Origin of the sequence: Stenotrophomonas sp. 59 (assembly GCF_030291095.1) — a bacterium.
Taxonomy (GTDB): domain Bacteria; phylum Pseudomonadota; class Gammaproteobacteria; order Xanthomonadales; family Xanthomonadaceae; genus Stenotrophomonas; species Stenotrophomonas maltophilia_Q.
Window position 1 is genome coordinate 1,362,125 of sequence record NZ_CP127408.1, and the last position, 14,437, is coordinate 1,376,561.

At 66.6% G+C, this 14,437-nt stretch carries 11 protein-coding genes; 5 read left to right on the plus strand and 6 right to left on the minus strand.

Annotation, left to right across the window (positions count from 1 at the left end; translation table 11 throughout):
- Positions 1-25: 25 nt before the first annotated feature.
- Both QP552_RS06255 and QP552_RS06260 read right to left on the minus strand, forming a co-directional pair.
- Positions 26-1,153, minus strand: a complete 1,128-nt coding sequence (locus QP552_RS06255) for a metallophosphoesterase (RefSeq protein ID WP_286075331.1) — start codon at positions 1,151-1,153, stop codon at positions 26-28.
- Positions 1,154-1,226: 73 nt separating this feature from the next.
- Positions 1,227-1,676, minus strand: coding sequence for a helix-turn-helix domain-containing protein (locus tag QP552_RS06260; protein ID WP_286075332.1), 450 nt, complete (start codon positions 1,674-1,676; stop codon positions 1,227-1,229).
- A 77-nt stretch (positions 1,677-1,753) separates the two neighbouring features.
- Between QP552_RS06260 and QP552_RS06265 the strand changes: the two genes are divergently transcribed.
- A complete protein-coding gene (locus QP552_RS06265; protein ID WP_286075333.1) occupies positions 1,754-2,968 on the plus strand; it encodes an MFS transporter in 1,215 nt (404 codons plus the stop codon).
- A 101-nt stretch (positions 2,969-3,069) separates the two neighbouring features.
- On the opposite strand, the gene QP552_RS06270 is transcribed toward QP552_RS06265, so the two are convergent.
- Complete coding sequence (locus QP552_RS06270) at positions 3,070-4,485, minus strand: GGDEF domain-containing protein (RefSeq protein ID WP_111112125.1); 1,416 nt, start codon at positions 4,483-4,485, stop codon at positions 3,070-3,072.
- Positions 4,486-4,773: 288 nt separating this feature from the next.
- Here QP552_RS06270 and QP552_RS06275 point away from each other — a divergent pair, with 288 nt between their 5' ends.
- Complete coding sequence (locus QP552_RS06275; RefSeq protein ID WP_286075334.1) at positions 4,774-7,023, plus strand: TonB-dependent siderophore receptor; 2,250 nt, start codon at positions 4,774-4,776, stop codon at positions 7,021-7,023.
- 210 nt (positions 7,024-7,233) lie between these two features.
- Positions 7,234-8,214 carry a cation diffusion facilitator family transporter gene (locus QP552_RS06280; protein WP_286075335.1) on the plus strand — a complete coding sequence of 327 codons (981 nt, stop codon included), beginning with the start codon at positions 7,234-7,236 and terminating at the stop codon, positions 8,212-8,214.
- A gap of 571 nt (positions 8,215-8,785) precedes the next feature.
- On the opposite strand, the gene nfi is transcribed toward QP552_RS06280, so the two are convergent.
- Positions 8,786-9,460: a deoxyribonuclease V gene (nfi, locus tag QP552_RS06285; protein ID WP_286075336.1), complete on the minus strand. Its 675-nt coding sequence runs from the start codon at positions 9,458-9,460 to the stop codon at positions 8,786-8,788.
- A gap of 94 nt (positions 9,461-9,554) precedes the next feature.
- Here nfi and gpmA point away from each other — a divergent pair, with 94 nt between their 5' ends.
- Positions 9,555-10,304, plus strand: coding sequence for a 2,3-diphosphoglycerate-dependent phosphoglycerate mutase (gene gpmA / locus QP552_RS06290; protein ID WP_286075337.1), 750 nt, complete (start codon positions 9,555-9,557; stop codon positions 10,302-10,304).
- A gap of 108 nt (positions 10,305-10,412) precedes the next feature.
- On the opposite strand, the gene QP552_RS06295 is transcribed toward gpmA, so the two are convergent.
- Positions 10,413-10,874, minus strand: a complete 462-nt coding sequence (locus tag QP552_RS06295; protein ID WP_286075338.1) for a hypothetical protein — start codon at positions 10,872-10,874, stop codon at positions 10,413-10,415.
- Between the two features lie 138 nt (positions 10,875-11,012).
- Between QP552_RS06295 and QP552_RS06300 the strand changes: the two genes are divergently transcribed.
- Positions 11,013-13,106 carry a M13 family metallopeptidase gene (locus QP552_RS06300; protein ID WP_286075339.1) on the plus strand — a complete coding sequence of 698 codons (2,094 nt, stop codon included), beginning with the start codon at positions 11,013-11,015 and terminating at the stop codon, positions 13,104-13,106.
- 675 nt (positions 13,107-13,781) lie between these two features.
- On the opposite strand, the gene QP552_RS06305 is transcribed toward QP552_RS06300, so the two are convergent.
- A complete protein-coding gene (locus QP552_RS06305; protein ID WP_286075340.1) occupies positions 13,782-14,399 on the minus strand; it encodes an HD domain-containing phosphohydrolase in 618 nt (205 codons plus the stop codon).
- Positions 14,400-14,437 lie beyond the last annotated feature (38 nt).

Here is a 14,437-nt window from a genome sequence, read left to right on the forward strand (position 1 = left end):
GGGTGCGGTCGCGCTGTCCGTCCATTCAGTCCTGAAGGCCGGGCTCGCCCTGCGCCAGCGGCACCCGCGAACCGTCCAGCAGGCCACGGCTGAGTCTGCCATCTTCGATGAACAGCAGTTCGCCGTTCTCGCCGTTCTTGATGCTGCTGTCGATGGCGATCACGCGGTCGCCATGGAAGCTGCTGACGTGCGGCATCGAGGTGTGGCCGACCACGATGCGCGAGAGCTTCAGGCGGTCGAGCACGTTCTGCACCCCTGCGGTGTCGAGGCGGCCATCGAAGTAGCCGCGGTACCAGATCGGGCTGGTCTTGCCGTCATACAGCGGAGCGGTGGCCGGATCGGCTTTCACTTCGGCCTTGGGCAGGCCCAGCGAGGCCTGGTAAGCCGCGTTGGTGCGTGCCGGGTCCAGCGCCAGCTCGACGGCTTCGGGCGAGATGCCGCCGTGCAGGAACAGGGTGTCACCGATCTTCAGCAGTACCGGGCGGGTACGCAGCCACTGGCCGATCACCGAGTCGGGACCGTACAGCTGCGGGTAGCTGCGACCAAGCAGCTGGGCGCTGCGCAGGTACTTCGGGTTGACGTAACGCAGGTCGTCGTACAGCACCATGGTTTCGTGGTTGCCGAGCACGAAGTGCACCGCGCCACCGGCCGCAGCCGCCTGCTGCTGCAGGCTGTACAGCAGCCAGAATGCCTCGGTCACCTGCGGGCCGCGGTCGAAGACGTCGCCGGCGATGACCAGGGTGTCCTTGCCCAGCGCCCAGCGGTCCTGTGCGTCGATGACCCGGTTGGCGCGCAGCAGGCGCACCAGCAGCCCATATTGGCCGTGGATGTCGGACAGCGCGACGATGCGAGGCACGGCAGGCAGTACGGAGACCGAGGCGGCATTGGGTGTGGCCACGTGCACGGTGTGCTCATAGCCGCAGTGTGCTGCGATATCGGTACCCGCCGTGCTGATGGGCAGGGTGCGCGACTCGACCTTGTCCGCACAGATCCACTTCGCCTGCAGTTGCTCGCCTTTGCGGAACACATACGGTCCATCAGCCTGTACGTGGTCTGCCGGTGCGGCGACCTCACGGGCCTGCGTGGTTCCGGCCGCGCAGGCCAGCAGTGGCGCCAGCAGGGCAGTCAGCAGGGAAGGGGGGTAGCGCGACATCGGTGGCATCCGGCAGCGGAAAGCGCCGATGCTACCCGGTGCGACCGCGTGGAGGTGTGCGCGAATGGGCGGATCAGGCGTCGCGCCCTTCGTCCCTGAGCTTGCGCACACGGGTGGCCGCGGGCTGAAGCGGTTGGCCATCGCGCCCGCGCGGCTGCATGTAGGGCAACGGCCGCCGCGTGCCGGATTCAATCAACTGCGAATGTGCTTCGCCCGCGCCGAAGCGGTGGCGCTCGCCCCACTGGCGCAGCGCGACCAGCAGCGGGAACAGCTCCTGGCCGGCGGCGGTGAGCACGTATTCCTGGTAGGCCGACCCATCGGAGGCCGGCTGCAGCCGCAGGATGCCGGCCTCGACCAGCCTGCGCAGGCGGTCACTGAGGATGTTGCGTGCCGCGCCGAGGCTGCGCTGGAAGTCGCCGAAGCGGGTGACACCGTCGAACGCATCTCGGATCACCAGCAGTGCCCAGCGATCACCGAGCAGGTCGGCACTGCGGGCGACGGGGCAGGGGCTGTCGGCGTGCATGGGGCATCTCCTGAATGTGGTTGCAGTTTAAAACCAATGGCGTTAGTCTGCATCAGGTTTCAAATTGCAACTACATGATGAGCGTCTTACCTGTTCCGCGCCCACTGCGGGTCCTGCTTGCGGTTGCCGCCGGCGCCAGTGTCGCCAACGTCTATTACGCCCAGCCGCTGCTGGAGCAGCTTGCGCGCGCTTTTGCACTGGACCGTGCGGTGGCCGGCGCGGTATTGGCCGCGACCCAGGCGGGCAGCGTGCTGGCGTTGCTTGGCCTGCTGCCGCTGGCCGACCGCGGTGACCGACGGCACCTGCTGCGGCTGCAGCTGGCGGCGCTGGTTGTCGCCCTGCTGTGGCTGGCGGCCGCGCGCACTGCCGGCTGGCTGCTGTCGGGCATGCTGCTCGCCGGACTGCTGGGCACGGCGCTGACGCAGGGGCTGATTGCCTACACGGCAACATTGGCACCGCCCGAGCTGCGCGGTCGCGTGGTGGGCGTGGTGCAGGGCGGTGTATTCATCGGACTGCTGCTGGCGCGTGTGGTGTCGGGTACGGTGGCGGCAGCATTGGGGTGGCAGGCGGTCTATCTGCTGTCGGCGCTGGTGATGGCAACCCTGGCGGTGCTGTTGTGGCGGCGCCTGCCCGCAGTGCCGGTGCCGGAAGTCCCCCCACGCTGGCGCGAGCTGCTGGGCTCGATGCTGGGCATGCTGCGCACCGACCGAACGCTGCGCGAGCGTGGGCCGCTGGCACTGCTGCTGTTTGCCGGGCTCAACGTGTTCTGGGCGGCCGCCCCGTTGCCGTTGTCGGCATCGCCATTGAACTGGTCGACTGCGGCCATCGGTGTACTCGGCCTGGCCGGGGTGGTCGGCGCATTGATGGCGGCGCGGGTCGGGCACTGGATGGACCGTGGATTCGCACATCGGGTCAGCCTCGGCGCGCTGCTGCTGATGCTCGCCGCGTGGTGGCCGCTGCTGGGCCTGCCGCACTCGCTGGCGTTGCTGCTGCTGGGCGTGGTGGTGCTGGATCTGGGGGGGCAGGCACTGCACGTCGCCAACCAGGCGCTGCTGTTGCGTGCGCCCGGTGAACAGCATGGACGCCTGGTGGCGCTGTACATGCTGTTCTATGCGATGGGCAGCGGTGCCGGTGCGACGGCGGGCACCTGGATGCAGGCCCATCATGGGTGGTCGGCGGTCTGCCTGCTGGGCGCCGGCATCGCGCTGTTGGCAGTGCTGTGGTGGGGTGCGTGGCGTGTGGCGGCGCTCAATGAATCGGCCGCGGTGCGAAGCGGTAGAGTCGACTGTTAGTCGACTGCTCTTCCGTCACTTTGCGAAAAACCCCGCGCTGCGCACGGTAGTCGACTGACAGTCGACTCTACACGCCACCGGGATGTTTCATTTCCGCCGGTTCACCGCTGCAGCGCACGCCGTCCCGGCGCATCCTGCAAGGCGTCGCTGGCCACCACCACCCGGTTGCGACCGCTGCGCTTGGCCTCGTACATCGCGGCGTCGGCGCGCGCCATCAATCGTTCGTAGTCCGGGTGGCCATCATGGCCTGCCACACCGATGCTGGCGGTCAGTTCCAGTACCTGCCCGTTGGCCAGCGTCACTGGCGATTGCGCGATCTGCCTGCGCAGGCTTTCGGCAATCACCCCGGCCTGTGATTCGCTGGCCGCAACCAGCACCACCACGAACTCCTCACCGCCATAGCGGAACAGGTAATCACTGCCGCGTGTGAGCTGCCCCAGCAGGCCGGCCACGTGCTGCAACGCGCGGTCGCCGGCATCGTGGCCGTGGCCGTCGTTGATCGCCTTGAAATGGTCCAGATCGAGCAGCAGCAGCGAGAACGGCGTGCGGTTGCGGGTGGCCAGTTCGATTTCCCGGCGCAGCACGGTGGGCAGGAAGCGGCGGTTGAGCAGGTTGGTCAGGGCATCGCTGCCGGCATCCAGTTCGCCGATGCGTTCGAACAGCAGCGTCATCAGGGTGCGGATCGCGGCCAGGTCCTCGCGGATGGCCGGCAGCACCGCCAGTCGCTGAGCCGGAGCATCGCCGCTCGCGCGCTGCAGGTGCCCGTCAATGCGGGCCATCAACTGGCCCACCTGCTGCGTTTCGCTGCTTTCGCCGAAGCTGGGGATGCCCTTGTGGGTGAACCACAGGCCGAACTCCGAAGTGGCGAGGCTGGCGTTGTCGCTGGCCTGCACGTGGCCGGCGAGTGCGTAGAGCAGGGCGTTCTCCCAGTCCAGCAGCAGTGCACGCTGGCGCTCGCGTTCGGTACCGACGTTCTGTACCAGCGAGAACAGCCGGTAGGCGGCGTCGGCACGGGTGGAGCGTTCGCGCGCATGGGTGTAGGCCAGGGTCATGCCTTCCATGGCGATGTCCATGATCGCGCTGAGGCAGTCGATGGCAGCGAAGGCGGTGGCGCTGTCCGGCGCATCGTCGCGCAGGCGCAGGAACAGTTCGTGCTTGAGCACGCGTGCGCCGCGGGTGACCAGATCGACCGGAATGCCAACCCGCGCATGCACGTCGCCGATCACCCGCTGCGAGGCGACGGTGGCGACGACGCCGGCGGCGTCGGTGGTCAGCAGCTGCACCAGCCAGCGTTGCATCGCCGGCTGCAGGCGTTGCTTGACCTGTTCGTGGGACAGGAAGCGGCGCGCGCGGCCATCCTGCAGCAGCACTTCATAGAAGCGCCCGGCGAGCGCCGGTGGCGCGTCCGCGGCGGCGGCGTGCAGCAGCGCGGTGGCGGCTGGGCCGGCCTGCTGCAGGCACAGCTGCCACGCCTCGGCCAGCGGTTGGCTGGCTTCATCCAGTTGGGGTGTTTCCACGTCGATCTCTGACTGCGTACGGCAAACCACGGGTATCGGCCGCGGCGGCGTGCGGTTGATGGCGGGTTAGCCAGCCAGTTTACGCGCGGTGCAGGGTTGCGCGGTGCGCAAACCACATCGGTGCCGCTGCGGCAATGAGCTAACGCATTTGAGAATCACTCGCATTGATGGGAGAATGCGCGCACGGAGCGGGGTGCAGGTGCCTGCAGCAACGTTCCGCGCCTCCCCCTCGTCGTTGCCTCAAGCCCTTTGCCAGAGGCCCCGTTGCCCTGCCAGAAGGTCCAGACCATGTCCCCTGCCGTTGTCTTTTCGCCGCGCCCGCTGGCGCTCGCCGTTGCCGCCCTGTTGGCGGGCGGCGCCCTGACCGCCCATGCCGAAACCGACGCCACCGATATCGACACGGTGCATGTCACCGCCTCGCAGATCGCACGCCAGGCGCTGGGCACCTCGACGATCACCGCTGAGGATATCGCCAGGCGCCCGCCGGCCAACGACATCGCCGAGCTGCTGCGCACCATGCCGGGCGTCAACCTGACCGGCAACAGCGCCTCGGGCCAGTACGGCAACAACCGCCAGATCGATCTGCGTGGCATGGGCCCGGAAAACACCCTGATCCTGGTCGATGGCAAGCGCATCGGTGCCCGCGATGCAGTACGCATGGGCCGCAGCGGCGAGCGCAATACCCGTGGCGATACCAACTGGGTGCCGGCAGAAATGATCGAGCGCATCGAAGTGCTGCGTGGCCCTGCGGCGGCGCGCTACGGCTCGGGTGCCTCCGGTGGCGTGGTCAACATCATCACCAAGCGCCCGACCGGTGATCTGACCGGCGCGGTCGACCTGTATGGCCTGGTGCCCGAGCACAGCGCCGAGGGCGGCAGCGAGCGCGTCGGCCTGCAGCTGAGCGGGCCGATGACCGACACCCTGTCGTTCCGCCTGTACGGCAACCTCAACAAGACCGACGCCGATTCGCTGGACCTCAACCGACAGTACGCCACCAATCCGAACGCGGTGCCACCGGCCGGCCGCGAGGGCGTCAAGAATCGTGATGTCAACGCACTGCTGCGCTGGGACGTGACCGCCAACCAGGTGGTCGAGTTCGAAGCCGGCACCAGCCGCCAGGGCAACATCTACGCCGGCGACCGTGCGGTCAGCACCACCGGCACTTCGACCGGCATCGATCTGGCCGCCCTGGCCGACGACAAGGCGGAAACCAACCGCATGTACCGCACCACCGGCGCGATCACCCATCGTGGCCGCTGGGGCGATGTCACCTCGCGGGTGACGGCCGCGGTGGAAGCGGTGAACAACTCGCGCATCAATGAAGGCCTTGCCGGTGGCCCGGAAGGCAGTTTCAACGGCACCGACTGGTCGACCTCGCGCCTGCGCAACTACCAGCTGGATGGCGAAGTGAGCTTCCCGAGCACGCTGGGCGGCGCCGAGAACATCTGGACGCTGGGCTTCGAGTACCTCGACAGCCGGCTGACCGATCCTTACTCGATGAGCCAGTCCAGCACCAGCGGCGGCGGTTTCCCGGGATTGTCGGCCGATCGCGCGCGCGGCAAGTCCGATGCGCAGACCACCGCCGTGTTCGTCGAAGACAACATCTACCTGGGTGAGCGCTGGATCGTCACCCCGGGTCTGCGCTTCGACCACCACAGCCAGTTCGGCAACAACACCAGCCCCAGCCTCAACGCGCAGTTCCGCATCAACAGCGACTGGGTGGTGAAGGGCGGCATCGCACGTGCGTTCAAGGCTCCGAACCTGTACCAGTCCAATCCGGACTATCTGTACTACACCCGCGGCAACGGTTGCCCGAATGCGCTGCCGAGCCTGGGCGCCGGCTGCTACATGCGCGGCAACGCGGACCTGAAGGCGGAAACCAGCCTGAACAAGGAACTGGGCATCGAGTGGGCGCCGCAGAGCGGCTGGCAGGCGTCGCTGACCTACTTCCACAACGACTACAAGGACAAGATCCAGGCCGGCTACGACCAGATCGGCCTGACCGCCGACGGCCGCGGCCGCATCTTCCGCTGGGAGAACGCACCGAAGGCGATCGTGCAGGGGCTGGAAGGCAACCTGGTGATCCCGCTGCTGGGCGAGCAGGGCAACCGCCTGAAGTGGAGCAACAACTTCACCTACATGGTGGAGAACGAGAACAAGACCACGCGCCAGCCGTTGTCGGTGATCCCGAAGTACACCATCAACACGATGCTGGACTGGCAGGCCACCGACAAGCTGTCGTTGCTGTTGACTGGCACGTTCTATGGCAAGCAGAAGCCGGCCACCACCAACATCAACAACGATCCGCGCTGTACCGGCACCTGCGATCCGTCGCTCGCGCTGCAGGATCGTGGTGCCTACAACATCTGGGGGGTGAGCGCGCGCTACAAGGTGACCGATACGGTCAGCTTCGGCTTTGGCGTGAACAACTTGGCTGACAAGCGCTTGTTCCGCGAGGCCAACAGCAGCGATGCCGGCGCGGCGACCTACAACGAGCCGGGTCGCGCTTACTGGGCCAGCCTGCGCTTCGGGTTCTGACCGCAGGCAGGCGTTGCTGCGCTGCGCTCGCCAGGCATGGCCTGGCGCTACCCCGGTAGCGCCGGTCCATGTGCGGCGGCGTTCCAGCCGCGGTAGCGCCGGGCCATGCCCGGCGGCCTCAATCCCGCAGGCCTGCAATGTTATAAACACCGTGATAGTTTCCCCACGGCCGCCAGCGTAGCCTGCCTCCATCGCAAAGGAGCTGTCGCCATGGGCCACGACCACGACCACCTGCCGTCCGAGATCCGCCACGAGAAACCCTTGTGGTGGGCACTCGGCCTGACCTCCACCTTCCTCGTCGTCGAGGTGGTGGGCGCGTTCTGGACCAACAGCCTGGCGCTGCTGTCCGACGCGGCCCACATGGCCACCGATGCACTGGCGCTGATGATCGCGCTGATCGCGGTGCGGTTGAGCCGGCGCCCGCCGGATGCGCGCCGCACCTATGGGTATGCGCGCCTGGAAGCACTGGGCGCGATGATCAACGGCGCGATGTTGTTCGTGGTTGCCGGCTACATCCTGTGGGAAGCCGTCGGGCGCTTCAGCAAGCCGCAGGAGATCGCCTCCACCGGCATGCTGGTGATCGCCTCGGCTGGCCTGGTCATCAACCTGATCTCGATGCGCCTGCTGCAGGCCGGCAGCGGCGAGAGCCTCAACGTTAAGGGCGCCTACCTGGAAGTGTGGGCGGACATGCTCGGCTCGGTGGCGGTGATCGCCGGTGCGGTGCTGATCCAGTTCACCGGCTGGAAGCCGATCGATCCGATCCTGGCGGTGCTGATCGGCCTGTGGGTACTGCCGCGCACCTGGGTGCTGATGCGCGAGGCGATCAACGTGCTGCTGGAAGGCGTGCCGAAGGGCATGGATGTGGCCAAGGTGCGTGACAGCCTGTCGGGCCACGACGCGGTACTCGATGTGCATGACCTGCATGTGTGGGCGCTGGCCTCCAGCACGCCGGCGCTGACCGCGCATGTCGTGATGCGCGACGGCACCGATGCCGATGCGCTGCGCCGTGAGCTGGGTGCCCGCCTGCACGATGATTTCGGCATCGAGCACGTGACGCTGCAGATCGAGGCCGACCACTGCGGCGAAGCCTGCGGTGAGCCGGCGCCGGTGAAGGGCGGCGAGCACGAGGGCCATGAAGGTCATGACCACGGCGAAGACGCACAAGGGCATCGCGGCCACGTGCATCGTTGAATGGGATAAGCCGTCACGCGGATCGGATGAAACCGGCCGGACGAAACCGGTGGGGCAAAACCGCTTGGACGAAACCGGCTGGACGAATCCGCCCTGGTAGAGTCGACTGTTAGTCGACTGCTCTCCCGCGAGATTGCGACAAAGCCCGCGCTGCGCGCGATAGTCGACTGACAGTCGACTCTACCCTGTCGCGAGGCCAGCCGGGTCGGTTCCGGCAGGAGGCCGCCGTGCAGAGTCTGCTACGAAACCAGCGGGGTGGGACCGCCTTGGTAGAGTCGACTGTTGGTCGACTGCTCTCCCGCGAGATTGCGACAAAGCCCGCGCTGCGCGCGATAGTCGACTCTACCCTGTCGCGAGGCCAGTTGGGTCGGTTCCGGCAGGAGGCCGCCATGCAGAGTCTGCTACGAAACCAGCGGGGTGGGACCGCCTTGGTAGAGTCGACTGTCAGTCGACTGCTCTCCCGTGAGGCTGCGACAAAGCCCGCGCTGCGCGCGATAGTCGACTGACAGTCGACTCTACCCAATCGTCCCGACGTGACTGCGCAGGCTGCATCCGTCCAGAGCAGCGAAGGTCATTCGTCCCGTCGGGAAGCCAGCCGATCCGCCAGCCGGGTCGGCTCCGGCAACCGGTAGCCACGCAGCGTGCGCTGCACCCAGTCCAGCGCGGTATCGGCACTGACCCGATGGCCGCCAGCGACGAACAGCGGCTTGCAGCGCAGCTTGCTGCGCAGCACCCAGCCCAGCTGCTCATCGCCGTCCAGCAGTGGTGTATGCGCGCCCGCTTCGGCGCCCGGCTCGATGAACCGGCCCACCAGTTTCGACTTTGCGACGCCGATGCTGGGCAGATCGGTGACCACGCCCAGGTGCGCGGCCACGCCCAGCCGGCGGGGATGGCTGATGCCGTGGCCATCGACGAACACCAGGTCCGGCGCGCGTGGCAGCAGTGCCAACGCGGCCAACAACGCCGGCAGCTCGCGGAAGCTGAGCAGGCCGGGGATGTACGGCATCACCGTGGGAATCCGCGCGATCTCCTGCGCCACGGGCTGCAGCGTCTTCGCATCCAGCAGCACCGCTGCGGCACGGGTGGTGGCACCGTTGTCCTCGAAGCCGACATCCAGCCCGGCCAGCCAGCGCACGTCGCGGGCCAGGCGGTCCTGACGCTCCACGCGGCCGGCAAGCTGGGTCTGCTGCTCGCGGGCGGCTGCGACGCTGCCTTCCCAGCGTCCGGGGTCGATCACCGTATTCATTGGCCGCAGCATCGCATGCGCGGTGCCACGGCCCGGTGAGCGGCGGCCGGGGCTACAATGGCGGCCTGCCTTTCCTCGCGTTGGAGACCCTGCAGTGACCCGTAAACTCGTACTGTTGCGCCATGGCCAGAGCCAGTGGAACCTGGACAACCGCTTCACCGGCTGGGTTGATGTCGACCTGACCGAGCAGGGTCGCCGGGAAGCGGCCGCCGCCGGTCGCCTGATGCGCGAGGAAGGCCTGCAGTTCGACGTCGCCCACACCTCGGTGCTCAAGCGCGCCATCCACACCCTGCAGGGCGCGCTGGCCGAGCTGGAGCAGGACTGGCTGCCGGTGAACAAGTCCTGGCGCCTCAACGAGCGCCACTACGGCGGCCTGCAGGGCCTGGACAAGGCCGAGACCGCCGCCAAGCACGGCGAGGAGCAGGTCAAGGTGTGGCGTCGTTCGTACGACATCCCGCCGCCGCCGATGGATCTGGAGGATCCGGGCCACCCGATCCATGACCGCCGCTACGCCGGTCTGGACCGCAACGCGCTGCCGGGCACCGAATCGCTGGCCACCACCCTTGACCGCGTGCTGCCGTACTGGCACGACGCGATCGCGCCGCAGCTGAAGGACGGCAAGACCGTGCTGGTCACCGCCCACGGCAACTCGCTGCGCGCGCTGTACAAGTACCTCAACAACGTCTCGCGCGAGGAAATCCTTGAGCTGAACATCCCGACCGGCATCCCGCTGCTGTTCGAACTGAACGACGATCTGACGGTGAAGTCGTTCCGCTACCTGGGCGACCCGGAAGCCGCCCGCAAGGCCGCCGAAGCCGTGGCCAACCAGGGCAAGGCGAAATAAGAAAAAGGCCGGCGCAAGCCGGCCTTCTCTTCTGTAGCGTCGAGCCCACGCTCGGCTGACGCTGTCGCAACCCAGTAGAGCCACCCCACGGGTGGCTGTATCTGTCCGCTACGAAGGGCCCAGCAGGCGCACCTTCGGCGGCTGCAATGCAGCAATGTCGATGACGTGGTCCTGGCATATCACCTGATAGTGCGTGAATGGGCCCGGGTAACGGGTATCAGCGAAGGTGGCACGGTCCAGATAATCAAGGAACTTCGAACGGCTGTATCGGCGGAACAGGTTGCCGCTCCAGGCTTCGGAGTCATCCCAGCTCTGGTAGGACTCGTTGTGCACGGCATAGCTGATGTAGTGGTCCCAGATCAGTTCAAACCGCTGCGAGTGGGGCACCACCTCTATTGCACGAACACCATCGATTGAACGTCCATGACCGAGCTTCACACGGGAGGGTTTTCCGACTACCTGGCCTTCTTCGACGACCAGGCGCAGTTGATTCGCTTCCGGCTCGCCAATGCTCGTCAGGAACAGAAACTCACAGGCGTCGACGGCCAGCAGCAGTGCAGGTTCGTCCATGGTCATGAGCTCCAATGTTCGCGGAGGCCAGAGCATACCGGCATGTGGCGGAAGCCGCGGCGGGGGCTCGTGACCTTTGGCCGGTCCCCGCGCTGGGCCTTCCCGGCTACCCTGTGAAATTACCCGCAGGAGAGCCTCATGAACTTCCGCAACCTGGCCCCGCTGGGCCTGACCATCGCCATTGCTGCCTCGCTGGCCGCCTGTGGCAAGAATGAATCTGCGCCGGCTGCCAACGCCGACGCCAAGCCGGCCTTCGACCAGTCGCAGATCAAGACCCCGCTGATCTCGCTCAACAGCGCCGATCTGGACCCGTCGATCTCGGCCTGTACCGACCTCAATGGCTTCGTCAACAGCAAGTGGCTGAAGGCCAACCCGGTGCCGGGCGACCAGACCACCTGGGGCAGCTTCGAGATCCTTCGCGAGCGCTCGCTGGAAGTGCAGCACACGCTGGTGCAGCAGGCCGCCGCCAGCCAGGCCAAGGCCGGCTCGGTGGAAGCCAAGATCGGTGACATCTGGAAGACCGGCAACGACGAAGCCAAGATCGAAGCCGCCGGCCTGGCGCCGCTGCAGCCGCAGCTGGACAAGATCACCGCGCTGAACGACACGGCCGCCATCACCCAGTACCTGCGCGACAGCCAGGCCGAGGGCAAGGGCGTGCTGTTCTCGCTGTTCGCCAATGCCGACTACAAGGATTCGGCCAACGTCATCGCCTACGTCGGCCAGGGCGGCCTCGGCCTGCCGGAGAAGGGCTATTACTTCGACGACGCGCAGGCCAAGATCCGCGATGCCTACGTGGCCTACATCGCACAGGTGCTGACCCTGTCCGGCGTGGACGCTGCACAGGCCGCCGAGCAGGCCAAGGCCGTGATGGCCTTTGAAACCCGCCTGGCCAAGGCCTCGATGTCGCGCATTGAAATGCGTGACCCGGCCAAGCGCTACAACCCGCTCAGCGCTGCCGATGCCGACAAGCTGACCCCGAACTTCAGCTGGACCGCGCTGTTTGACACCCTGAAGGTGCCGGCCGCGCAGAAGTTCTCGCTGGCCCAGCCGGGCTTCTTCGGTGAAATGGACAAGATGCTCGCCGACGTGCCGGCCAGCACCTGGCAGGCCTACCTGCGCTTCCACACCATCGACGACGCCTCGCCGTACCTGAGCAGCCAGTTCGAGAAGGCCAACTTCGATTTCTACGGCACCACCCTGCGTGGCCAGAAGGAAATGCAGCCGCGCTGGAAGCGCGTGCTGGAGTCGGTCAACGGTGGCATGGGCGAAGCGCTGGGCCAGCTGTACGTCGACGCCGTGTTCCCGGCCGAGTCGAAGGTGGCCATGCAGCACCTGGTGGAAAACCTGTCGCAGGCGCTGAAGGCGCGCCTGGAGCAGCTGCCGTGGATGGGCGAAGAAACCAAGAAGAAGGCACTGGAAAAGTGGGCCAGCTTCACCCCGAAGATCGGTTACCCGGACAAGTGGCGTGAGTGGACCGGCCTGCAGACCAATGGCGACAGCTACCTGGGCAACATGCAGGCAGCGCGTGCGTTCAACTACCGCTACATGCTGGACAAGATCGGCAAGCCGGTGGACAAGACCGAGTGGGGCATGACCCCGCAGACCGTCAACGCGTACTACAACGCCACCAAGAACGAGATCGTGTTCCCGGCGGCGATCCTGCAGGCGCCGTTCTTCGACGCCAAGGCCGATCCGGCGCTGAACTACGGCGGCATCGGTGCGGTCATCGGCCACGAGATGATGCACGGCTACGACGACTCGGGCAGCCAGTTCGCCGCCAACGGCAACTTCGACAACTGGTGGACCGACGCCGATCGCAAGGCCTTTACCGAGCGTACTGACCAGCTGGTCGCACAGTTCGATGGCTACGAGTCGGTGCCGGGCGTGTTCGTGAAGGGCAAGCTGACCCTGGGCGAGAACATCGGCGACCTCGGCGGCCTGACCGTGGCCTACGACGCACTGCAGATGGCGCTGAAGGAAAACCCGAAGGCGAATGTCGAGGTCGATGGGCACAGCCAGGACCAGCGCTTCTTCATGAACTGGGCCACCGTGTGGCGTCGCAACTTCACCGATGGTGAACTGCGCGTGCGCCTGAACACCGACCCGCATGCCCCGGCCAACTTCCGTGCCAACGGTGCGCCGTCGAACATGCCGTCCTTCGCTGCGGCGTTCCAGTGCAAGGCCGGCGACGCGATGGTGCGTGCCGACGACAAGCGCGTGGTGATCTGGTAATCGATCGCACGTGATGCGTGATGCAGAAGGCCCGGCGAACGCCGGGCCTTTTGTTTGCCGGCACGATGGCGCCGGATCGGTAGAGTTGACTGTTAGTCGACTATCGCGCGTAGCGCGGGATCTTCGCGATCTGTAGGAAGAGCAGTCGCCCCCCTGGGCCGATGGAGCCAGGTCGGTAGAGTCGACTGTTAGTCGACTATCGCGCGTAGCGCGGGATCTTCGCGATCTGTAGGAAGAGCAGTCGACTAACAGTCGACTCTACCAGCAAGTCGGTCGACGCATCAGTCGACGTGTCCGTCGGCAAGTCGGTCGGCGCATCAGCCGCCGTGTCCGTCGGCAAGTCGGTGGACGCATCAGCCGACGTGTCCGTTGGCAAGTCGGTCGACGCATCAGCGGACGTGTCCGTCGGCAAGTCGGTCGGCGCATCAGCGGCCGTGTCCGTCGGCAAGTCGGTCGACGCATCAGCCGCCGTGTCCGTCGGCAAGTCGGTCGGTGCATCAGCCGCCGTGTCCGTCGGCAAGTCGGTCGACGCATCAGCCGCCGTGTCCGTCGGCGAGTCGGTCGGCGCATCAGCCGACGTGTCCACCCGTAAGTCGGCTAGCACATCAGCCGCCGCGTCAGCGGGCGCATCCGTCAGCACATCAGCCGACGGGTCACTTCACGTTCGGGAAGGACTCAGGCCAGCGCCGGTTCCTGTGCCAGCATGCGATGAAAGCGCTGCAGCACATACGGATCGATCAGACCACCGGATTGCTCGTCGATGATGCGCATCGCAGTATCGTGTTCCATCGCGGCACGGTAGGGGCGCACGCTGGTCATCGCGTCATAGGCATCGGCCACGGTCATGATGCGGGAACCCAGCGGAATACTCTCACCACGCAGCCCATCGGGGTAGCCGCTGCCATCGAAGGCCTCGTGATGGGCGCGGATCAGCCGCGCAACCGGTGCCGCGTCGCTGCGGCCGGTGGCGAGGAAGATGTGTTCGCCGCGCACCGGATGCTCACGCATGATCGCGCGTTCCTCGTCGGTGTGCCGGCGCGGTGTCAGCAATACATCGTCGGGAATGCCGATCTTGCCAATGTCGTGGAAACGCGCGGCCAGGCCGATCTGCGAACAGGCATCGTCATCGAGATCGCAGTGCACGGCCAGGCGCCGCGCAAGCAGGCCGACGCGGTCGCAGTGGTGGCGGGTGTAGGCATCACGCATCTGCAGCGACATCGAAAGGGCATCGATCAGGCAGGCCTGCGCGTGCAGCAGGTCGGGGGCGGGTACGGCGTCAGGAAACATGGTCATCCGCCCGCACCGGGTGGGGACCGGTGCGGGGTATTCGG

Coding starts and splice junctions, on each gene's coding strand:
- QP552_RS06255 (WP_286075331.1), bottom strand. CDS start 1,153: ATGTCGCGCTACCCCCCTTCCCTGCTGACTGCCCTGCTGGCGCCACTG.
- QP552_RS06260 (WP_286075332.1), bottom strand. CDS start 1,676: ATGCACGCCGACAGCCCCTGCCCCGTCGCCCGCAGTGCCGACCTGCTC.
- QP552_RS06265 (WP_286075333.1), top strand. CDS start 1,754: ATGAGCGTCTTACCTGTTCCGCGCCCACTGCGGGTCCTGCTTGCGGTT.
- QP552_RS06275 (WP_286075334.1), top strand. CDS start 4,774: ATGTCCCCTGCCGTTGTCTTTTCGCCGCGCCCGCTGGCGCTCGCCGTT.
- QP552_RS06280 (WP_286075335.1), top strand. CDS start 7,234: ATGGGCCACGACCACGACCACCTGCCGTCCGAGATCCGCCACGAGAAA.
- nfi (WP_286075336.1), bottom strand. CDS start 9,460: ATGAATACGGTGATCGACCCCGGACGCTGGGAAGGCAGCGTCGCAGCC.
- QP552_RS06295 (WP_286075338.1), bottom strand. CDS start 10,874: ATGGACGAACCTGCACTGCTGCTGGCCGTCGACGCCTGTGAGTTTCTG.
- QP552_RS06300 (WP_286075339.1), top strand. CDS start 11,013: ATGAACTTCCGCAACCTGGCCCCGCTGGGCCTGACCATCGCCATTGCT.
- QP552_RS06305 (WP_286075340.1), bottom strand. CDS start 14,399: ATGACCATGTTTCCTGACGCCGTACCCGCCCCCGACCTGCTGCACGCG.